The 20,564-nt window shown below is 63.9% G+C and carries 17 protein-coding genes; 7 read left to right on the plus strand and 10 right to left on the minus strand.

All coding sequences use genetic code 11. The features are described from left to right. The first annotated feature begins 74 nt into the window (after nucleotides 1-74). The 5 genes from ctaE to AC1C2M_RS05310 all read left to right on the plus strand — a co-directional run bounded on the left by ctaE (nucleotide 75) and on the right by AC1C2M_RS05310 (nucleotide 5,337). The gene (gene ctaE / locus AC1C2M_RS05290; protein ID WP_108390899.1) at nucleotides 75-743 is read left to right on the plus strand and encodes an aa3-type cytochrome oxidase subunit III; all 669 of its coding nucleotides are present in this window, start codon (nucleotides 75-77) and stop codon (nucleotides 741-743) included. A gap of 20 nt (nucleotides 744-763) precedes the next feature. Beyond that, nucleotides 764-1,579 carry a cytochrome bc1 complex diheme cytochrome c subunit gene (qcrC, locus tag AC1C2M_RS05295; protein WP_483404034.1) on the plus strand — a complete coding sequence of 272 codons (816 nt, stop codon included), beginning with the start codon at nucleotides 764-766 and terminating at the stop codon, nucleotides 1,577-1,579. Between the two features lie 42 nt (nucleotides 1,580-1,621). Next, nucleotides 1,622-2,704, plus strand: a complete 1,083-nt coding sequence (qcrA, locus tag AC1C2M_RS05300) for a cytochrome bc1 complex Rieske iron-sulfur subunit (RefSeq protein WP_483404033.1) — start codon at nucleotides 1,622-1,624, stop codon at nucleotides 2,702-2,704. Then, a complete protein-coding gene (qcrB, locus tag AC1C2M_RS05305) occupies nucleotides 2,701-4,326 on the plus strand; it encodes a cytochrome bc1 complex cytochrome b subunit (protein WP_483404032.1) in 1,626 nt (541 codons plus the stop codon). Before qcrA ends, qcrB begins: the two co-directional genes overlap by 4 nt. Nucleotides 4,327-4,443: 117 nt before the next feature. Next, nucleotides 4,444-5,337, plus strand: coding sequence for a class I SAM-dependent methyltransferase (locus AC1C2M_RS05310; RefSeq protein WP_495435474.1), 894 nt, complete (start codon nucleotides 4,444-4,446; stop codon nucleotides 5,335-5,337). 75 nt (nucleotides 5,338-5,412) lie between these two features. On the opposite strand, the gene AC1C2M_RS05315 is transcribed toward AC1C2M_RS05310, so the two are convergent. The 5 genes from AC1C2M_RS05315 to AC1C2M_RS05335 form a co-directional block, all read right to left on the minus strand. Continuing rightward, a complete protein-coding gene (locus tag AC1C2M_RS05315) occupies nucleotides 5,413-5,835 on the minus strand; it encodes a cytochrome c oxidase subunit 4 (RefSeq protein ID WP_483404030.1) in 423 nt (140 codons plus the stop codon). Beyond that, nucleotides 5,835-7,565 carry an aa3-type cytochrome oxidase subunit I gene (ctaD, locus tag AC1C2M_RS05320; protein ID WP_108390893.1) on the minus strand — a complete coding sequence of 577 codons (1,731 nt, stop codon included), beginning with the start codon at nucleotides 7,563-7,565 and terminating at the stop codon, nucleotides 5,835-5,837. The genes AC1C2M_RS05315 and ctaD overlap by 1 nt, the downstream gene beginning before the upstream one ends. Before the next feature lie 2 nt (nucleotides 7,566-7,567). Further along, the gene (gene ctaC, locus AC1C2M_RS05325; protein WP_108390892.1) at nucleotides 7,568-8,470 is read right to left on the minus strand and encodes an aa3-type cytochrome oxidase subunit II; all 903 of its coding nucleotides are present in this window, start codon (nucleotides 8,468-8,470) and stop codon (nucleotides 7,568-7,570) included. A 173-nt stretch (nucleotides 8,471-8,643) separates the two neighbouring features. After that, complete coding sequence (locus tag AC1C2M_RS05330) at nucleotides 8,644-9,012, minus strand: HesB/IscA family protein (RefSeq protein WP_483404029.1); 369 nt, start codon at nucleotides 9,010-9,012, stop codon at nucleotides 8,644-8,646. 121 nt (nucleotides 9,013-9,133) lie between these two features. After that, a complete protein-coding gene (locus AC1C2M_RS05335; RefSeq protein ID WP_495435475.1) occupies nucleotides 9,134-10,564 on the minus strand; it encodes a dipeptidase in 1,431 nt (476 codons plus the stop codon). Between the two features lie 39 nt (nucleotides 10,565-10,603). On the opposite strand from AC1C2M_RS05335, the gene AC1C2M_RS05340 reads away from it, so the two are divergent. After that, nucleotides 10,604-11,197, plus strand: coding sequence for a DUF3043 domain-containing protein (locus AC1C2M_RS05340; protein WP_495433913.1), 594 nt, complete (start codon nucleotides 10,604-10,606; stop codon nucleotides 11,195-11,197). A 43-nt stretch (nucleotides 11,198-11,240) separates the two neighbouring features. On the opposite strand, the gene AC1C2M_RS05345 is transcribed toward AC1C2M_RS05340, so the two are convergent. From AC1C2M_RS05345 to hisD, 3 genes are read right to left on the minus strand one after another with little or no spacing between them, the layout of a single operon-like run. Next, a complete protein-coding gene (locus tag AC1C2M_RS05345; RefSeq protein ID WP_495435476.1) occupies nucleotides 11,241-12,269 on the minus strand; it encodes a quinone-dependent dihydroorotate dehydrogenase in 1,029 nt (342 codons plus the stop codon). 11 nt (nucleotides 12,270-12,280) lie between these two features. Beyond that, nucleotides 12,281-12,769: a transcriptional regulator NrdR gene (gene nrdR / locus AC1C2M_RS05350; protein WP_495435477.1), complete on the minus strand. Its 489-nt coding sequence runs from the start codon at nucleotides 12,767-12,769 to the stop codon at nucleotides 12,281-12,283. Nucleotides 12,770-12,812: 43 nt separating this feature from the next. After that, nucleotides 12,813-14,129, minus strand: a complete 1,317-nt coding sequence (gene hisD, locus AC1C2M_RS05355; RefSeq protein ID WP_495435478.1) for a histidinol dehydrogenase — start codon at nucleotides 14,127-14,129, stop codon at nucleotides 12,813-12,815. A 70-nt stretch (nucleotides 14,130-14,199) separates the two neighbouring features. On the opposite strand from hisD, the gene AC1C2M_RS05360 reads away from it, so the two are divergent. Further along, on the plus strand, nucleotides 14,200-14,694 hold the full coding sequence (locus AC1C2M_RS05360) for a flavin reductase family protein (protein WP_483404026.1): 495 nt from the start codon (nucleotides 14,200-14,202) through the stop codon (nucleotides 14,692-14,694). On the opposite strand, the gene AC1C2M_RS05365 is transcribed toward AC1C2M_RS05360, so the two are convergent. Both AC1C2M_RS05365 and dnaE read right to left on the minus strand, forming a co-directional pair. Then, nucleotides 14,691-16,955 (minus strand): hypothetical protein, encoded by a 2,265-nt coding sequence (locus tag AC1C2M_RS05365; RefSeq protein WP_495435479.1) that lies wholly within the window; start codon nucleotides 16,953-16,955, stop codon nucleotides 14,691-14,693. The genes AC1C2M_RS05360 and AC1C2M_RS05365 overlap by 4 nt on opposite strands. A gap of 79 nt (nucleotides 16,956-17,034) precedes the next feature. Then, entirely contained in the window at nucleotides 17,035-20,553 is a 3,519-nt protein-coding gene (dnaE, locus tag AC1C2M_RS05370) for a DNA polymerase III subunit alpha (RefSeq protein WP_495433910.1), read from the minus strand. Nucleotides 20,554-20,564: the final 11 nt, after the last annotated feature.

The raw sequence follows: 20,564 nt of genomic DNA on the forward strand, positions 1-20,564 counted from the left end.
ACGCGAATTCACGGCACTTTCCCGGCGAAAAGTAAGGTCCCCCTAACTAACGACTTCCCGCGCAGAGGCTCCGAATGCGAAACAGCCGCCCGGATATCGGCCATAATGGAACGGTGACGAGCACCTCATTGAACTACGCGGCGAAAGCCCAAAAGATCAACAGGCCGAACCCTGTAGCCGTTGGCACCATTGTGTGGCTCGGCAGCGAAGTAATGTTCTTCGCCGGCCTGTTTGCCATTTATTTCACCCTTCGTTCTGTTTCGCCAGAGCTGTGGGAGAGCGAGACAGCGCTCCTGAATATTCCGTTCTCGACGACGAACACGATCATCCTCGTGGCGTCGAGTTTCACCTGCCAGTTCGGGGTGTTCGCCGCTGAACGGATGCGGCCGCGATCGGTCGGACCGAAGCCGTCCCAGTGGGGAATGGTCGAGTGGTTCTTCCTCACCTACGCACTCGGCGCAATCTTCGTCGCCGGCCAGATCTTCGAGTACGCCACGCTCGTCAGTGAGGGCGTCTCGCTCTCGTCGAACGCGTACGGCTCGGCGTTCTACCTCACAACCGGATTCCACGGTCTGCACGTCACAGGCGGACTCATCGCGTTCCTGCTCGTCATCGGTCGCGCATTCGCCGTCAAGACGTTCGGCCACAAGGAAGCCACTAGCGCCATCGTGGTCTCGTACTACTGGCACTTCGTCGACGTGGTCTGGATCGGCCTCTTCTTCGTCATTTACGTACTGCAATAGAACCGGAAGACCTCACGCGAATGTTTAGGACTCACACCAGCTCCCCCCGCAAGGGCCGGAACACAGGGCGCCGCTCTCCACTGGCGACCACAGCGCTCATCGCCGCAGGCCTCCTGTTCACCGGGGGCGCGTACGCCGCGTTCTCGACGACAACGGCAAGCGCGGAACCGTCGCACGCTGCAACCGCAGCGACGGTGGAAGAGGGAAAGAAACTCTTCGACGCCAACTGCGCAAGCTGCCACGGCCTTGCCCTCGAGGGCACCGATGCCGCTCCGAGCCTCATCGGCGTCGGCGCAGCATCGGTCGACTTCCAGGTCGGAACCGGTCGGATGCCCCTGCAGCAGCAGGGCCCGCAGGCCCCTCAGAAGCCACCACAGTTCACCGAAGAGCAGACTCTCGCCCTCGCGAAGTATGTTGCGACGACGGGCCCCGGCCCCGGCATCCCTGACGAGGACCTCCTGCACGCCGATGGCGACGCCGCCAACGGAGCCGAGCTCTTCCGGATCAACTGCGCAATGTGCCACAACGTTGCCGGCGCGGGTGGAGCACTGACCCAGGGCAAGTACGCCCCTCCCCTAACCGGTGTTGACCCCGTTTACATTTACGAAGCCATGGTGACCGGCCCGCAGAACATGCCGGTATTCAATGACGCGAACCTCACCCCGGAGGACAAGCGCGACATCATCACTGCGCTCAAATTCACCGAGGAAAATTCCACCGTCGGCGGAAACGCCCTGGGAAGCCTCGGCCCTGTTGCTGAAGGACTCTTCATCTGGATCTTCGGTCTCGGGACAATCGTCGCGTTGACCGTATGGATCACGGCGCGTTCAAACTAAGCAACACAGCAATGACTTTGCGCAGAACTACGAAGGAGCACAATGGCACAGGACGGTAACAGCGGCACGGAACTCGCCGCTGCCGACTCGTCAGACCACGGCCACGGCACTGAAACTGCCGTCGGTACGGCGGTTGTGGCCACGGACGCGATCGCCAATCCGGGGTTTCCCCCGCACCGGCCGCGAGTAACGGATCTTGACCCCAAGAAGGAAAAGCAGGCGGAACGAACCGTCTACACCCTCTTCTACCTGTCGGTAGCGGGAAGCATCTGGGCGATTGCCGCCTACATGATGTTCCCCATCGAACCCGAAAACCTCGAATCGGTTCGTCTCAACAACCTCTTCATCGGTCTCGGACTCGCGCTGGCACTGCTCGCGCTCGGTATCGGAGCGGTTCACTGGGGCAAGGCGCTCATGGCCGACCACGAGGGTATCGACGTCCGTCACCCCGTGCGCGGTTCAGACGAGACGCGGGCACGTGCCGTTGAGATCTTCCAGGAAGCGAATGAAGAATCCGGTTTCGGCCGGCGCTCGCTCATCCGGAACAGCCTCATCGGAGCGCTCGTCGCGTTCCCGCTCCCGGCCGTCGTCCTGTTCCGCGGGCTTGCTCCCGAGGGTCAGAACCCCGTCACGCTCCTCGAGCACACCATGTGGAAAGAGGGCGACCGCCTCGCCAGCGACCCGTCGGGTCTGCCGATCAAGGCTGCCGACGTCACAGTCGGCTCTGTCTTCCACGTGATTCCCGAGTCGCTCGCCAGCGTCGGGCACAGCGAGGGATACCTCGAGGAGAAGGCGAAAGCCATTGTTCTCCTGATGCGTCTGAAGCCGGAAGACCTCCACGAGGCTGAAGACAAGAAAGACTGGTCGTACGACGGCATCGTCGCGTACTCCAAGGTCTGCACCCACGTTGGCTGCCCCGTCGCACTGTACGAGCAGCAGACGCACAACCTGCTCTGCCCCTGCCACCAGTCGCAGTTCGACGTCACCAACCACTGCGCCGTGATCTTCGGTCCGGCCGCCCGTCCCCTTCCGCAGCTTCCGATCGCTGTTGACGACGAGGGCTACCTCATCGCACAGAGCGACTTCCACGAACCTGTTGGCCCAAGTTTCTGGGAGCGTCATTGAACACCGTCACGGCCCCGGCCGACACTGAAAAGGCACCAGCCAGGAAGTCAGGCGGTTTCACTGCCGCAGCTTCCAACTATCTCGACGAACGCACGAGCATCTCGACAGCCGTCAAGGAGCTCGGTCGCAAGATCTTCCCTGACCACTGGTCGTTCCTGCTCGGTGAAGTCGCGCTTTACAGCTTTGTCATCATCCTGCTGTCCGGCACATTCCTCACCTTCTTTTTCCAGGCATCGATGGCCGAGGTCCACTACGAGGGCTCGTACGTCCCGTTGAAGGGTGTCGAGATGAGCGCCGCAATGGCGTCGACCCTCGACCTCTCCTTCGACATCCGCGGTGGCCTCCTGATGCGTCAGGTACACCACTGGGCCGCTCTGCTGTTCGTGGCGTCCATCGGCCTGCACATGCTGCGCATCTTCTTCACCGGTGCGTTCCGCAAGCCGCGTGAGCTCAACTGGGTCATCGGCTTCGTTCTCTTCATCCTCGCGATGGCCGAAGGATTCACCGGGTACTCGCTGCCGGACGACCTGCTGTCCGGTAACGGTCTCCGGATCATCGACGGCATGGTCAAGGGCATCCCGCTGATCGGAACCTGGACGTCGTACCTGCTGTTCGGTGGAGAGTTCCCCGGCACCGACATCGTCGGCCGCCTGTACTCGCTCCACATCCTGCTGCTTCCCGCGATGGTCCTCGCGTTCATCGCACTGCACCTGCTGTTCGTCGTCGTGCACAAGCACACCCAGTACTCCGGTCCTGGTCGCACCGAGCAGAACGTCGTCGGATTCCCGGTCCTTCCGGTTTACGCCGCCAAGGCCGGTGGGTTCTTCTTCATCGTCTTCGGTGTCGTCATGCTCATCGCGTCGCTCTTCACGATCAACCCGATCTGGAACTACGGCCCGTATGACCCGTCACCCGTCTCCGCTGGAACCCAGCCTGACTGGTACATCGGCTTCGCCGACGGTGGGTTGCGACTCGCTCCGTCGAACATGGACCTGGTGCTGTTCGATCACACCTTCTCGTTCGGAATCCTGCTGCCGCTCGCGGTCATCGGCATCTTTATCGTCGCCGTCATGCTCTACCCGTTCCTCGAAGCGTGGATCACCGGCGACAAGCGCGAGCACCACATCCTCGACCGTCCCCGCAACGCCGCTACCCGCACCGCCATCGGCGCAGCGGGTGTGACGTTCTACGCGGTCCTCTGGGCTGCGGCAAGCTCGGACATCATCGCGACGCACTTCCACGTCACGATGGAGGGCGTCATCCGCACACTCCAGGTGCTGCTCTTCCTGGGTCCGGTTATCGCTTACTTCGTCGCCAAACGGATCTGCCTCGGCCTTCAGAAGAAGGACCGCGAGATCGCGCTGCACGGCTTCGAGTCCGGTCGCATCGTTCGCCTGCCCGGTGGCGAGTACATCGAGGTTCACGAGCCGGTGTCCGATTACGAGCGCTGGAAGCTCGTGAGCTACGACGACTACCAGCCGCTCATGATCCGCCCGAACGCTCGCGGCAAGATCACCGTCGCCCAGAAGGTCCGCGCCGGGTTCTCCCGCTGGTTCTTCGAAGATCGCATCGCACCAGTGTCGAGGACCGAAATCGAGTCATCGCACGGGGACCAGCACTAAATCACTACTCACGAACGGGCAACGTTGACCCTCCGACATCTGGCGGAGGGGCTTCGTTGCCCGTTCTGCTTTTCCCAGCGCGCAGAAGAGTGCCGCCTGTCCCCCGTCGATCACCTCGTGATCGGGTGTGACGACGGTCATCGGTTCGACGTCAACAAACGGGGCTACGTCTCGTTGCTGCCGCCATCCACCCGGGTCACCGGCGACAGCCAATCGATGCTCGACGCCCGCGCCCGGTTCTTTGAGACCGGTGCGTACGATCCCATCGCGGATGCCGTCGCCTCCGCCACCGCCCGGGCGTGGGAGTCGCGCTCCATCGACCCCACCGCCCCGGCCGCGACGGGCACTGGCACCCCCTGGCTGCCCCGTCTCGCCGAGCTGGGGTGTGGCACGGGCTTCTACCTCTCCGCAGCTGCAGCCGGCCTTGTGGCTGCCGGAACGAACAACGTCCTGCCCGTCGCTGCTGACCTCTCGCCCTTCGCCGTCCGGATGGCCGTGCGCGCCGTTCCGTCGGCGGGTGGGGTCGTGCTCGACGTGTGGCAGCCGCTCCCGTTTCTCAGCGATTCACTCGCCGGTATTCTCAGCGTGTTCGCGCCCCGCAACCTCCCTGAGTTCGCGCGCGTCCTCGACGCCGACGGCTTCCTGGTTGCGGTCGTGCCCACCACACGTCACCTGCAGGAGGTTCGGGCAGAGGGCCGCGCCATCGGCATCCCTGACGGCAAGCCAGAGGCCCTGACGGATGCCGCGTCGCCCTGGTTCAGCGAGGAAAGCCGGACGCGGGTCGAGTTCGAGATGCAGCTCACGGCTGACGATCTGGACGCTCTCATCGGGATGGGTCCATCGGCGCACCACACGACGTCGCCGTCCAGCGAAACCGGGCATCCCGGGGTCTCGCCCCGAGCTTCAGAGGTGACCGGCGGGGTCCCGGTCCCAATGCGCCGCGTGACGGCATCCGTCACCGTTCTCACGTATCGCCGGCTACCGGCAGACGCGCCGTCGGTCACGGAGTAACCTGTTCCGGATACGCAAAAAGGGCCACACACATTTCTGTGTGTGGCCCTTCTGCGTAGTGCAGAACGCTCTTATCTACCTGGCGTGGAAGCCGCGGTAGAACTCGTAGGTCCAGCCGACGATCGCGATGAGCAGAAGCGGAGCCGCGATGAACGAGATCCAGAATCCGATCGAGAGACCGAGCATCATCAGCGCGCCACCGGCGGCCATGATGATCGGCCACCAGCTCCAGGGAGCGAAGTGTCCGAGTTCGGGGTCACCGTCATCGATGTTCGCGGTCAGGGTGTCTTCCGGCAGCTCTCCGCCCTGGTGACGGTGCACCCGGCTGAGGTAGAAACCGACGAACGTGGCCAGGATGGCCGACAGCGCAAGCGCCGTGGTTCCCGCCCATTCAATGGTGCCGTAGCCCGGGTCGGTCAGGCTCCAGTACACGTAGACGGCCGTGATGAACGCGAAGAATACCGCGAGGATCCAGAAGAGGTTGACGTTGGCCTTCATTACTTCACTTCACCTTCTGAACGGTCATAGGTCGGAGCATCTGGTGCGTCCTTGGCAGGACCGACACCGACCGGGATACCCGCTTCGGGGTGGTTCAGGTCGAAGGCGGGCCGCTCGGAGCGGATCCGCGGGATCGACGTGAAGTTGTGACGGGGCGGCGGGCAGGAGGTCGCCCACTCGAGCGATCCACCGTATCCCCACGGGTCGTTCACGGTGACCTTCGGCGCCTTGCGGGCCGTGATGTACACGTTGAGGAAGAACGGCAGCATCGAGAGTGCCAGGATCATGGCACCAACGGTCGACAGCTGGTTCATCCAGGTGAAACCGTCTTCCGGTGAGTAGGTCGCGTAGCGTCGCGGCATACCCATCACGCCGAGCCAGTGCTGGATCAGGAACGTGGTGTGGAACCCGATGAAGAGCAACCAGAAGTGCCAGTAACCGAGCTTCTCGTTGAGCATCTTTCCGGTCCACTTGGGCCACCAGAAGTAGAACCCACTGAACATCGCGAACACCACTGTGCCGAAGACGACGTAGTGGAAGTGGGCGACAACGAAGTAGGTGTCAGACACGTGGAAGTCCAGCGGGGGCGACGCAAGGATCACGCCGGTGAGTCCACCGAAGGTGAAGGTCACGAGGAAGCCGATAGCCCAGAGCATGGGCGTCTCGAATGTCACTGAACCTCGCCACATGGTGCCGATCCAGTTGAAGATCTTCACACCTGTGGGAACCGCGATGAGCATCGTCATGAGCGAGAAGAACGGCAACAGGACGGAGCCGGTGACGTACATGTGGTGAGCCCACACCGTGACCGAGAGCGCCGCGATCGAGATCGTCGCGTAGACGAGAGTCTTGTACCCGAAGATCGGCTTGCGGCTGAAGACCGGGAAGACCTCGCTGACGATTCCGAAGAACGGCAGCGCGATGATGTACACCTCTGGGTGGCCGAAGAACCAGAAGAGGTGCTGCCAGAGGATCACTCCCCCGTTTTCCGGGTCGTACACGTGGGCGTCGAAGACGCGGTCAGCACCGAGGCCGAACAACGCAGCGGCGAGCACCGGGAACGCCATCAGCACCAGGAGTGAGGTGACGAGCGTGTTCCAGGTGAAGATCGGCATCCGGAACATCGTCATGCCTGGTGCACGCATCGTGATGATCGTCGTGATGAAGTTCACACCACCGAGGATCGTTCCGAAACCCGAGAGCGCGAGGCCGAGAACCCAGAGGTTCCCGCCGACGCCGGGAGAGAACGTCGTGCTCGAGAGCGGTGCATACGCGAACCAGCCGAAGGATGCCGCACCCTGCGGGGTGAGGAAGCCACCGATTGCGAGGAGGCTGCCGAAGAGGAACAGCCAGAACGCGAAGGCGTTCAGTCGCGGGAACGCAACATCCGGTGCACCGATCTGCAGGGGCATCAACACGTTGGCGAACCCGGCGAAGAGCGGTGTCGCGAACATGAGGAGCATGATCGTTCCGTGCATCGTGAACAGCTGGTTGTACTGTTCCTTCGTCTCGAGCAGGTTGAGGCCCGGTTCGAAGAGCTGTGCGCGGATGATCAGTGCCATCACGCCGCCGATGCAGAAGAACACGAAGGACGCGATCAGGTACATGTACCCGATCGTCTTGTGGTCAGTGGATGTGATCCAGTTGACCAGGACGTTTCCCTTTTTCTCGACGCGGGTGCTGTTGACAACCCGTGCCTGTCCGGCGGGAAGCTCAATAGTAGTAGCCATGATTATTCGCCCTCTCCTTCTCGGACGGGCGCGTCTACGCCTGGCAGATTGCTGTTTCTGTCGTACTCGGAGCCGTAGTCGCCGACGTTGCCTTCTTCAGCGAGCCCGCGAACGTACTCATCGTAGGTTTCCTGGTCAACGACCTCGACGTTGAAGAGCATGAGCGAATGGTATTCACCACAGAGCTCGGCGCACTTGCCCGCGTAGGTTCCCTCACGCTGCGGCGTGATCGACATGTAGTTGGTTGCACCGGGGAACATGTCCTTCTTGTAAAGGAAGTCGATGACCCAGAACGAGTGGATGACGTCGCGCGATTCGAGCGCGATCTTGACGTCAGCGCCAACGGGGAGGTACAGGGTCGGCAGCTGCTCCTGGTCGATGGTGCCCGCTGGGGCACCTTCTTCTTCCTGGGCCTGGATGCCAACGGACCACACATCTTCGCCGTCAACGGCATCCGTGTAGATGAAGTCCCACGCCCACTGCTTGGCGAAGACCTGGATTTCAACGTCCGGGTTTTCGAACTGAGTCTCGATGATCTCCTGGTCACGCGCGGTGAACGCGAAGAAACCGAGGACGAGGATCAGCGGCACGATCGTGTAGAAGATCTCGATCGGCATGTTGTAGCGCATCTGCACCGGCAGGCCGGTCTGGCCCTTGCGCCGGCGGTAGACGATGATTGCCCAGAGCGTGAGTCCCCAGGTGAGAAGGCCAACGCCGAGAAGGACTATCCATGAGGTCACCCACAGACCGGCAACACGCTCTGTGTTGTTTGTTACGGGCGGTTCACCCTCCAGAAATCCTGGAAGATAACCGTGAAGTTCGGCCTGGGTACAGCCGGCCAGAACCACGGCAAGCGTGATGGCAACCGGTATAGCAGCCCATCGGAGTCGACGATTCGAGCGCACCTGGGACCTTTCGATGACAGTGTTATTTCAGCTTTCAGTCTAGCCCGATTGACGCCACCGCTCTCGACCAATTGGGCCGTGGTACCGCGAATTCCGCCGGTCGACCCGGGTTAAAAGAAGCAGGGGACCCGCCACACGTGGCGTGTCCCCTGCACGATTTGCTGAATATTCGCCTAGTGGAAGCTGTCTCCACACGCGCAGCTTCCGCCGGCGTTCGGGTTATCGATGGTGAATCCCTGCTTCTGGATGGTGTCCTCGAAGTCGATCGACGCGCCGTCGAGATACGGAACGCTCATCTTGTCGACGATAACTTCGACGCCACCGAAATCGACTGTCGCGTCGCCCTCGAGCATGCGCTCGTCGAAGTAGAGCTGGTAAATGAGTCCGGAACAGCCGCCGGGCTGGACGGCGACCCTCAACCGAAGGTCGTCCCTGCCCTCCTGCTCGAGGAGGCTCCTCACCTTGGCGGCAGCGGTATCGCTGAGGCCTACACCGTGGGTGGCGGGCTGCGGCATGGTGGATGTCAGCGTTGTGTCGCTCATGACTCTCCTCGGTAGTGGACTGACCTGTAGTTACACATCTGGCCCCAGTGTAATCCCCGCAACCGCGCAATCGCTGTGACGGGGACCATCCGGGTTATCCGACCGGTTTCGCTCGGGCGGCTCAGCGCCCAGCCGCCTGCGGACCCGCGTTCAGGCGGGCAAGCAGGAGGGCCTCCGCGAGCACCGACCGGGAGAAGACGCCGAGGTGGAGAGACTCGTTGGGGCTGTGTGCCCGCGAGTGCGGATCCTCGACTCCGGTGACCAGGATCTCGGCCGCGGGGAACACACGCACGAGGTCCGCGATGAACGGAATCGACCCTCCGACCCCGAGCTCGACCGCTTCCGTGCCCCACGCGTCCCTCATCGCCCGCTTCGCTTCGCCGAAGATGGCCCCGGAGCCGTCGACGAGGAACGGGTCGCCGAGGTCGACGTCGTCGATCTCGACCTCAGCGCCGAACGGGGTGTGTGCCGCAATGTGGGCGCGAATTGCCTGCTCTGCGTCTGTCGCATTCTGGCCCGGAGCGATTCTCGCGCTCACCTTGACCGAGACGACGGGCGAGAGGGTGTTCGACGCGTTGGCGACGCTCGGCGCGTCGATCCCCGTGACGGTCACCGAAGGCTGGTTCCAGATCCGCGAGAGGATGGTACCGGTTCCAAGGGGCGATACGCCGGGCAAGAGGCCGGTCTCTTCGCGCATTTGGGCCTCGGAGTATTCGGGGGTCTCGCCTGAGTAGCTCTCGAGACCGTCGACGGCGACGGATCCTGACTCGTCCCAGAAGGTGGCGAGGAGCTTGATGGTCGCGAGCATCGCGTCGGGCACCGCTCCCCCGAACATGCCGGAGTGGCTGGCGTGCTCGAGAGTGCGCACCGTCAGGCGGAAGGTGACGTTGCCGCGGAGGCCCACCGTGATCGCGGGGGTCACCTCATCCCAGTTGTTGGAGTCGGCGACGACGATGGCGTCGGCGGTGAGGGCGCCACGGTTGTCGGTGAGGAAGTTGGCGAACGAGCGCGAACCGAACTCCTCCTCCCCCTCGATGAACAGCGCGAGACCGAGGTCGAAGTCCGAGCCGAGCACCTCCTTGAGCGCGCGAAGCGACGCGATGTGGGCCATCACTCCCGCCTTGTCGTCGGCGGCACCTCGGCCATAGATCCTGTCACCCTTGACCGTCGGCTCGAACGGCTTAGAGTCCCAGTCGTCATCCTTGCCGGGAGGCTGGACGTCGTGGTGCGCATAGAGCAGGACGGTTGGAGCACCGTTTCGTGCCTTCCGGGTGGCGAGAACCGCTGGCTGCCCGAGTTCTGACGTGTCATCGATCGGCGCCTGCTTGACCTCGACAACGTCGAAAAGTCCCGTCGCCTCGGCCAGTGCTGCGACCGCCTCCGCGCTCGCTCGCACGTGGGCAGGGTCGAATGCTGCCCAGGAAACACTCGGAATGCGCACAAGATCGGAGAGGTCCGCGATCGCAGCCGGCATCCCTCCGGAGACGGCGGTGTGAATATCTGCATCGATTGCTGTGAGCGTGGTAGACGTGTGTTCGGAGTCTGAGGTCATGCAGGTAATCTTAAGAGGTATCCAGCGCTAGGACCCACAGTGACCAAACACACACCACGCTCGACAGCCGAGCCAATCATCGAAACTCCCGACCAGACTGCGGAACGTATTGCCGCTGCTGGCAAGGGCAGGCCGACGCCGACGCGCAAGGAGCGGGAGGCCCTCAACAAGCGCCCCCTCGTGCCAGGCGACCGCAAAGAAGCGAAGCTGGCAGCCCGCGCCAAACTCGCGGAGTCCCGCGAGAAGGCGAGGATCGGCCTGGCTGCAGGAGATGAGCGTTATCTCCCGCAGAGAGACCGGGGGGTACAGAAGCGCTGGGTTCGAGACTACGTCGACGCCCGCTTCAACATCGGTGAGTTCCTCATCCCCGTGATGTTCGTCGTGATCATCCTGACGCTCATCCCCTCCCCGGTCGTTCAGGTGTACGGGATGCTGGCGCTCTGGGCGTTCTTCCTCATCGCCCTCATCGACTGCTTCTGGATGGGCACCGTCATCCGCAAAAAGCTCCGCGCCAAGTTCGGTACGGACAACGTCGAACGGGGCGTGCGCTGGTATGCCGGGATGCGCGCGCTGCAGCTGCGCGTCCTTCGGCTTCCGAAGCCGCAGGTCAAACGCGGGGACTACCCAGCCTGACCCATTGAAAACCGCCTCACCGTCTCGGTGGGGCGGTTTTTCGTTAGGCCCGGAGTGCGGAAAGACCCCGGTTGACCTGGCGCGCCCATAACGGCCCGAGGTACAGGAACGCCGTGTAGCCCTGGACGAGGGTTGCGCCGGCATCGATGCGCTCCTGGACGTCGCGCGCGGTGAAGACCCCTCCCACCGAGATTACGCACATCGAGTCAGGCACGACGCGCCGGATCAGGCGGAGCACCTCGAGTGAACGTTTCGCGAGTGGAGCGCCGGAAAGTCCGCCAGCCTCGGCGGCCTCGACCACCGCACTGTCCGTCGTGAGGCCCTCCCGAGAGATCGTGGTGTTCGTCGCAATGATGCCGTCGAGGCCGGTCGAGACCACGAGTTCCGCGATCCGGGTCACCTCCTCGTCGCTGAGGTCAGGGGCGATCTTGACGAGAAGGGGGGTGGCACCGGCGGCGGTCTTGACAGCGGCAAGCAGCGGCGCGAGCCTGTCGAGCTCCTGAAGTCCGCGAAGACCCGGCGTGTTCGGCGAGCTGACGTTGACGACGAGGTAATCCGCGACCGGAGCCAGAAGCCTGGTGCTCGTCAGGTAATCGGCGACGGCGTTGTCGACGGACACCACGCGGCTCTTTCCGATGTTCACCCCGAGCACCGGGCGGTTCCTGGCCAGACGCACGTGTGCGAGTCGCGCCGCGGCTTCAGCCGCGCCGCCGTTGTTGAACCCCATCCGGTTGATCACCGCACGATCCGGCACGAGCCGGAACAGGCGCGGTTTCGGGTTCCCCGGTTGCGAGTGTGCCGTGAGCGTGCCGACTTCGACGTGCCCGAACCCGAGCGCCCCGAGTCCAAGGACGGCCTCGCCGTCTTTGTCGAACCCCGCAGCAACGCCGAACGGTGTGGGAAACGTCAGTCCGAGCGTCGACACGCTGAGATCGGCGCTCGGCGCCGTCGCGCGCCCGAGCGCAGCAGCCACCCTCCGGTTGCCGAGCAACCGGATTGCGTCGAATGCCAGGTGGTGGGCGACCTCGGGGTCGAGTTTCGAGAGGACAGTACGGAAGAAGAACTGATACATCGTCGGCGCTGTCACCGCTCGACGGCGTCGCGAGCGTCGTCGGCAGTGTCGGATGCGTGCTCAACCCGGAGCAACGCGATCGCGGCATCGAAATCCTCGAGCGAATCGAACCCCTGGTAGACGCTGGCGAAGCGGAGGTAGGCGACCTCGTCGAGTTCCCGGAGCGGCGTGAGAATGGCGAGGCCGATTTCGTTGGCATCGATCTGGCTTGTGCCGGTCTGCCGGATCGACTCCTCCACCTTATGCGCCAGAACGGCGAGGTCGGAATCGGTCACCGGCCGGCCCTGGCACGCCTTGCGCACTCCCGAAACGACCTTGTCGCGCGAGAAGGGCTCAACGACCCCGCTGCGCTTTATGACGTTGAGGCTCGCTGTTTCGGTTGTGCTGAAGCGACGGCCGCATTCCGGGCACTGCCGTCTCCGCCGGATGGAGAGCCCGTCATCACTGGTGCGGGAGTCGATGACGCGGGAATCGGGATGGCGGCAGAAAGGACAGAACATGATGGCTACTCCGGCTGGACGGGTGCTTCGACGCGAGTCGACGCTATGAGAATCGAACGGTGACTGCTTCGCCGTGCGCGGGAAGCTCCTCAGCTCCGCTGAGCGCGACCACATTCTCAGCCACGTCGCCGAGCGCCGCCTGGCCGTACTCGACCACCTGCTGGGGGCGAAGGAAGGTGTAAGCGCCGAGTCCGGACGAGAAACGGGCCTGCCCCCCGGTCGGCAGGACGTGGTTGGACCCGGCGAGATAGTCGCCGAGGCTGACGGGAGAGAACGGTCCGAGGAAGATCGCGCCAGCCGTGGAGATGAGTGAGAGCACCGCCTCGTTGTCCGCGGTCTGGATTTCGAGGTGCTCTGGCCCGTACGCGTTGCTGAACCGTGCTGCGGCGTGCATATCGTCGACGAGGACAATCGCCGACTGCTGGCCGCCGAGCGCCTCGATCACCCGGGCTGAGTTCGCTGTGGCCGCGGCGAGCTCATCCAGTTCGCGCGCAACCAGCTCGGCGAACTCGGCCGAGTCAGTGACGAGGAGCGACGCGGCGGCCTCGTCATGCTCTGCCTGGCTGATCAGGTCTGCGGCGACGTATCGAGGGTTGGCGGCAGCATCCGCGATCACCAGGATCTCGGTTGTCCCCGCTTCGGAGTCAATACCGACCACTCCGCGCACAAGGCGCTTTGCCGCGGCGACGTAAATGTTCCCAGGGCCGGTGACGACGTCGACGGGCAGCAGTCCGAGTGACTCGACGCCGTAGGCAAGCGCACCGATAGCGCTCGCGCCGCCCATTGAGTACACCTCGTCAATGCCGAGAAGACCGGCGGCGGCGAGGATTGTCGGGTGCACACGTCCGCCGAATTCCTTCTGCGCTGGTGACGCAAGTGCGATGGAGGGGACGCCGGCCACCTGGGCGGGAACCACGTTCATGACGACGCTCGAGGCCAATGGCGCTTTACCGCCCGGTACGTACAAACCAACGCGCTCGACCGGCTGCCAGCGCTGGTGAACCTGCGCGCCCGGCCCAAAACTCGTTGTGGCGGGGACAGGGAGCTGTGCGGCGCTTGCGGCTCGCACGCGTTCGATCGATCGATCGAGTGCTGCGCGAACGGCGGGGTCGAGTCCAGCCACGGCCGCGGCGATCTCCGAGGGATCAACGGCGATCGACGCGTCGCGAACACCGTCGAATGTTTCCGCGTGCCGCTTCAGCGCGCTTTCACCCTCGAGGCGAACCTCACTGATCAACCGCTCGGCGGCTTCGCTCGCGACGGCAATCTTGACGATCGGACGCGGGATCCGCTGCAGCAGTTCGGCGCGGGTAGGCTGAATACCGCGCAGGTCGATGGTCTGAATTTTCGTCTTGATCATGGCAGTCCCAGTCTATCGCCCGCTCCCCGGGGCCCGGCCACTCGGCCCAGTGAAAGGAATTCCACACAGGATGAACCCCATGCAGCAGGACCTCGAAGCGTTCAAAGCGGCGTTCCGTCGGCACGCGGCCGGCGTCGCAGCGATCACGGCAAGGGACGCCAATGGGAAACCTGTGGGTTTCACCGCCACCTCGCTCGCATCGCTCAGTGCCGTGCCCCCGCTTGCGACGTTCAACCTGGCACGCAGTGCGAGCAGCTGGCCGGCGATCGCCGACACCGACAGGGTCGTCATTCACATGCTCGGTGCACGCAACAGGTCACTCGCCCAAATCATGGCCGGAGACAATGCGTCGAGGTTCGTCGGTGAGCACTGGCACGAGGGCGAGCACGGGCTGCCCATTCTGGACAACGTCACCACGTGGATGATCGGCCGGGTTATCGAGCGGTTCACCGTTCACAACAGCGCCATCGTCGTTGTGCAGATCGAGAGCGGTGAGGTCGGCGCGGACGACGCTCCCCTGCTCTACCACGAACGCCAGTATTTGCGACCGGGCGAACTCGCCTAGCCGCGCATAATCCCGGTAATCTCCCGCAGAACGCCGACCCTGCCGTCATCGTGACGGATCACGAGTTCGGTGCCGCGGTCGATGATCGCGAGTGCCCAGGCGTCCGGGCCGATCTCGAAGACCGGTGCGCCACTCTCCTCATCGACAACAACGAGCGGAACCGGTGAGAACACCCAGAACGGCTGCGTCGAAATGACCGTCGGCGGCGCCCCCGCGGAGTCCTGCGCCCCATGCTGGGCTGATGCCGAGTGAACCACATCAGGGACGCGCTCGTCGCGCGCGTCGGAAACGGTCGCGGGCACAGTCTCCGGCAGGAGCTCTGCCCCGGTCTCGGAAGCCGTCTCCGGCGCGAGCTCGTCCTCGATCTCGATCTCGATCTCGGGCGCAAGCTCTGGCGCGAGCTCGGGTGCGAGCTCGGGCTGCAACTCAGGGGCGAGTTCAGCGTCGGCCTCCGACGCCCTCTCCGGCTCGGCCTCGAGTGGGGTGTCCAGAACCTCGGTGCGGGACGCGGGCTCCGGGGCTGACGGGTGTTGTGGTGTGGCGGACGGTGCCGCCTCGTGGCTTTCCTGTCCGGACGCGTCGGCGAGGGATTCCTGTTCCGCCACGTGACGGATCGCCGACACGGGTGCGGGCTCTTCGCCCGTCTGAATTTCGTCGATCTCATCGCCGAGGAGAGAGTCGTCCGTCGGCCCGCCCGCGAGGCCGGTGGGGGGCTGCGTGGTGAGAGGGACACTCGAATCCGAACCGTCGGCGCGGGACCCGGGGACACTCGCCCGCGCCTCCTGGAACTCGGCGTATTGAGAGTCGGTGTCTGACGCGGAATCCGGTGACCATCCGCTTCGGCGGTACGCGGCAAAGTCTTCTGGACGTGTATCAGCGGGGGTCAGCTGCACAGACCCCGAGTGCTCGAGGCCGTAGTGATGCACCTCGGGCTGGTGCTCTGCGGTGTGGCGCACGGGGCGGGGCCGAACCGGAACGACGGCGGCCTCCCTCGCGGCAGGGTGCGCCGGGATCTCCGCACGGCGGCTGAAATCCTCCGCGAAGACGGGCACAAACATGGCGCAGGCCGTGGGGACAATGCTCGCCAGCGAGAAGATCAAGCCGAGAATGAGACCAGCTCCCGGCGTGAGTCCGTCGAAGTTGTCGCCGCCAGGATTCCCGCCGAAGGCACCGGGTCGGAACCACGCGGTAAATCCGAGCAACAGGAACAGCGACCCGAGATAGAAACCGGCGGTCGTAACCGCGGCTACCGAGGCGAACTGGTCGACGGAGAGCGAGCCGACCCTGAGCCGCCGTTGCGGTTGCAGCCGACGGATGACGATGAGCGCTCCAGCGGAGGCGAGGAGCAACGCTCCCGGGATGGCGAGCCACGGAGCAGGGGCCCACAGGCTCGAGTATCCGAACAGGTCCGCGTACACGCCTCCGATAAAGGGAAGGAATGAGGGGACGACAACGAGTGCGGCGAGAATCAGAAAGACGATCTCGCGCAGGCTGAACGGGCCGACCCCATATGGGGCGCCGTTCTCGTCGGTACGCGGGCGGCTGGGCTTTTTCGGTCGAGGTGCGGTTCCGGCACCCGGCAGCGATCCTGACCGAGGTCCTGGCCCGGCGCCGCCCGGAAGTCCGGCCGGAATCTGGCCGGGCGCCTGGCCCTGGTCCGACGGAGTCGGGTGCGGCTGGCCCGTGTACTGCTCAGCGGGATACTGCTCAGTGGCGTACTGCTCAGTGGCGTACAGCTCAGCGGAATACTGCTGGTCGGGATAGCCGACGTACTGCTGCGCGGGATACTGATCGGCGGGATACTCGCCACTCGGGTACTGCTCAGCGGGATACTGCTCCACCGGGTACTGCTCAGCGGGGTACTGCCCGGAAGGATACTGCTCAGGCTGGTAGCCACCGGCGGCATACTGCGGTTGCGTCGCCTGGCCAGCCTCATACTGCGGCTGCTCATACTGCGGCTGCTCGTACTGCGGCTGCTCGTACTGCTCAGCCTGATACTGCGCCTCATGTCCCTGCGTGTCCAGACGCTCGCCCTGGAACTCCTCACCCTGGAACCGCTGATCAGCGAACGAGGGTGGCGTGGCATCCGAGCCAGCGTCACCGACAGGCTCAGCCGGTTGCGGTTCCGCAGCCGGGTCGCCGAGCGAACCGTGTGCCGGTTCAGCGGGCCAGGCGGCTGCGGGCTGTGCGACAGGTTCTCCGGCGGCGGTGACAGGCTCGTCTCGCGCAGGGTCGACGGGCCGGTTGTCAGGGTTATTCATAGCGTTTTTCCTTCGATCCCGCGCTGAGCACGGTGGTCACGGCGAAGCACCACTGTGCCCCGAACGGGTTCAGCCGATCCTAGCCGAGGCAATTCGGGCCGAGCAACGACTTCAGTTCTCCGAAGAGGTCCGGCGTCACTTTCACTGGGTACGGGATTTCAAAGAGTCGGGCGATATCGCCACGGACCAGCTTCAGCCGCACTTCCGCGTCACCCGAGTGCCGGGTCAGGATGCCGCCGAGCTGGGTGACCAGTTCGGTCGTCGCCCGCGAATCGGGCATCGTCAGCGTGAGCGGCCCGGAAGAGCCACCCTGCCCGATCTCCGGCGAGAAAATGCTGTATGCGTGCAGGTTCATGCCGTCATCGCGCATGCTGACGCGTCCCCTGACCACGACGACCGAGTCGTTCACGAGGGTCGGGGCGAACTCCTGATACGCCTTCCCCATGAACATCACGGTGATTTCGCCACCGAAGTCCTCCACCTGGATCATGCCGTACTGGTTCCCGGAGGTCTTCGCCACCCGGTGCTGCACGCTCGTGGTGAGGCCCGCGATCGTGACGGTGTCGCCATCCTCCGTGTGATCGGACGTCAGCAGGTCGGTGATCGTGGTGGTCGCGTGCTTGGCCAGTTCGAGCTCAAGACCGGCGAGTGGGTGATCTGATACGTACAGACCGAGCATGTCGCGCTCGAACGCGAGCTTGTCTTTCTTCGACCACTCCGGGCGGTCGGGCATCGCCTCAGCGGTTGCATCCAGTTCGAAGATCCCGCCGAAGAGGTCGACCTGCCCGTTGGCCTCGTTGCGCTTGAGGCTCACCGCGCTCTCGACAGCATCCTCGTGGATTTCGATGAGGCCGCGCCTCGTAGCGCCGAGAGAGTCGAACGCGCCGGCCTTGATCAGCGACTCCATGGTGCGCTTGTTGGCGACCTGGAGTGGAACCTTGCGCAGGAAGTCGTGGAAGGAGGTGAACTCGCCCTCACGCTCCCGGGTCGCCCGGATCGCCTCGACCACGTTGAAACCGACGTTTCGCACGGCGCCAAGGCCGAAGCGGATGTCTTCACCAACGGCGGCGAAGAAGCCGATCGACTGGTTGACGTCTGGCGGAAGCACCTGGATACCCATTCGCCTGCACTCGTTGAGGTAGATGGCGAGTTTGTCGCGGGCATCGCCGACGCTCGTGAGCAGGGCAGCCATGTACTCGGCCGGGTAGTGCGCCTTGAGGTAGGCCGTCCAATAGGACACAACGCCGTATGCGGCAGAGTGCGCCTTGTTGAAGGCGTAGTCGGAGAACGGAAGGAGGATGTCCCACACCGCTTTAATCGCGGCATCCGAGTATCCCCGCTCGTGCATGCCGCCCGAGAATCCCTCGAACTGCTTGTCGAGTTCGGATTTCTTCTTCTTGCCCATGGCGCGCCGAAGAATATCCGCCTGTCCAAGCGAGAAGCCCGCGAGCTTCTGCGCGACGCTCATCACCTGCTCCTGGTAGATGATGAGGCCGTATGTTCCACCGAGGATCTCCTGGAGCGGCTCCTCAAGTTCGGGGTGGATGGGCGTAATCGCCTGCAGGCCGTTTTTACGCAGTGCGTAATTGGTGTGCGAGTCCGCGCCCATCGGGCCCGGTCGGTAGAGCGCGATGACTGCCGAGATGTCTTCGAAGTTGTCGGGCTTCATCGACCGGAGGAGGCTCCGCATCGGACCACCGTCGAGCTGGAAAACGCCGAGGGTGTCGCCGCGGGCGAGCAACTCGTATGCGCCTGGGTCGTCGAGCGTGAGTTCCTCGAGTTCGATCCGGTGGCCGCGGTTCGACTCGATGTTGTCGAGCGCGTCACTCACGATGGTGAGGTTGCGCAGCCCGAGGAAGTCCATCTTGATCAGCCCGAGGGACTCGCAGGCCGGGTAGTCGAACTGCGTGACGATCTGGCCGTCCTGCTCGCGCTTCATGATCGGGATGATGTCGATGAGCGGGTCGCTCGACATGATCACGCCCGCCGCGTGGACGCCCCACTGGCGCTTGAGGTTCTCGATCCCGAGCGCGGTGTCGAAGACGGTCCTCGCCTCGGCATCCGTCTCGACGATCGTGCGGAGGTCGACCGTTTCCTTGTAACGCGGATGGGTCTTGTCGAAGATGCCGGTGAGCGGCACGTCCTTGCCCATAACGGGCGGCGGCATCGCCTTAGTGAGCTTGTCGCCCATGCCGAAGGGGAAGCCGAGGACACGAGAGGAGTCCTTGAGCGCCTGCTTGGCCTTGATGGTTCCGTAGGTGACGATCTGCGCCACTCGCTCGTCGCCGTACTTCTCGGTGACGTAGTGGATGACCTCGCCGCGGCGACGATCGTCGAAGTCGACGTCGAAGTCGGGCATCGAGACGCGGTCAGGGTTGAGGAACCGCTCGAAGATGAGCCCGTGCACGAGCGGGTCGAGGTCGGTGATCTTCATCGCGTACGCGACCATCGACCCTGCCCCCGAACCTCGACCAGGTCCGACGCGGATGCCATTCTCCTTCGACCACTTGATGAAGTCGGAGACGACCAGGAAGTAACCGGGGAACCCCATCTGCACGATGACGCCGGCTTCGTAGTTGGCGCGAGCGCGAACGTCGTCTGGGATGCCGTTCGGGTAGCGAACGTGGAGGCCGCGCTCGACCTCCTTGAGGAACCAGGTCTCCTCGGTCTCGCCGGCAGGCACAGGGAACCGGGGCATGTAGCTCGCGCTGGTGTTGAACTCGACGTTGCAGCGCTCGGCGATGGCGAGTGTGTTGTCGCAGGCCTCGGGGTGGTCCCTGAAGAGCTGGCGCATCTGCTCCGCCGACTTGAGATAGAACTCGTCTGCGTCGAACTTGAATCTGTTGGGGTCGTCGAGGGTGGATCCGGACTGAACGCAGAGCAGCGCCGCGTGTGCCTTGGCGTCGTGCGCGTGGGTGTAGTGCAGGTCGTTGGTGGCGAGAAGCGGCAGGTCGAGCTCCTTGGCGAGCTTGAACAGGTCACTCATCGTGCGTCGCTCGACGTCGATTCCGTGGTCCATCACCTCGCAGAAGAAGTTGTCTTTGCCGAAGATGTCCTGGAACTCGGCTGCGGCTTTCTTCGCCTCGTCGTACTGGCCGAGACGGAGCCGGGTCTGGATCTCGCCACCGGCGCAGCCGGTCGTGCCGATGACGCCCTTTGCGTAGGTGGAGAGCAGTTCGCGGTCCATGCGCGGCTTGAAGTAGTAACCCTCGATCGACGCGAGCGACGACATCCGGAACAGGTTGTGCATGCCCTCAGTGGTCTCGCTGAGGAGGGTCATGTGAGTGTACGCGCCGCTACCGGAGACGTCGTCGCGACCCTGGGTGCTCGAACCCCAGCGAACGCGGGTCTTGTCACTGCGGTGAGTACCGGGCGTGACGTACGCCTCTGTGCCGATGATGGGTTTGATTCCGGCCGCCGTTGCGGTACGCCAGAAGTCGAAGGAACCGAACATGTTGCCGTGGTCGGTGACGGCGACGGCCGGCATCTTCTCGGCGATGGCGGCGTCGATCAGTGGTTTGACGCGCGCGGCGCCGTCGAGCATCGAGTACTCGCTGTGGACATGCAGGTGAACGAACGAGTCGTCTGATGAGGTCAAGACTTCTCCGT

The sequence above is a fragment of the Mycetocola sp. Y444 genome (assembly GCF_059445295.1).

Coding starts and splice junctions, on each gene's coding strand:
- AC1C2M_RS05330 (WP_483404029.1), bottom strand. CDS start 9,012: ATGAGCGACACAACGCTGACATCCACCATGCCGCAGCCCGCCACCCAC.
- ctaE (WP_108390899.1), top strand. CDS start 75: ATGCGAAACAGCCGCCCGGATATCGGCCATAATGGAACGGTGACGAGC.
- qcrA (WP_483404033.1), top strand. CDS start 1,622: ATGGCACAGGACGGTAACAGCGGCACGGAACTCGCCGCTGCCGACTCG.
- ctaD (WP_108390893.1), bottom strand. CDS start 7,565: ATGGCTACTACTATTGAGCTTCCCGCCGGACAGGCACGGGTTGTCAAC.
- AC1C2M_RS05345 (WP_495435476.1), bottom strand. CDS start 12,269: ATGTATCAGTTCTTCTTCCGTACTGTCCTCTCGAAACTCGACCCCGAG.
- AC1C2M_RS05360 (WP_483404026.1), top strand. CDS start 14,200: ATGAACCCCATGCAGCAGGACCTCGAAGCGTTCAAAGCGGCGTTCCGT.
- qcrC (WP_483404034.1), top strand. CDS start 764: ATGTTTAGGACTCACACCAGCTCCCCCCGCAAGGGCCGGAACACAGGG.
- AC1C2M_RS05365 (WP_495435479.1), bottom strand. CDS start 16,955: ATGAATAACCCTGACAACCGGCCCGTCGACCCTGCGCGAGACGAGCCT.
- AC1C2M_RS05335 (WP_495435475.1), bottom strand. CDS start 10,564: ATGACCTCAGACTCCGAACACACGTCTACCACGCTCACAGCAATCGAT.
- nrdR (WP_495435477.1), bottom strand. CDS start 12,769: ATGTTCTGTCCTTTCTGCCGCCATCCCGATTCCCGCGTCATCGACTCC.
- hisD (WP_495435478.1), bottom strand. CDS start 14,129: ATGATCAAGACGAAAATTCAGACCATCGACCTGCGCGGTATTCAGCCT.
- AC1C2M_RS05315 (WP_483404030.1), bottom strand. CDS start 5,835: ATGAAGGCCAACGTCAACCTCTTCTGGATCCTCGCGGTATTCTTCGCG.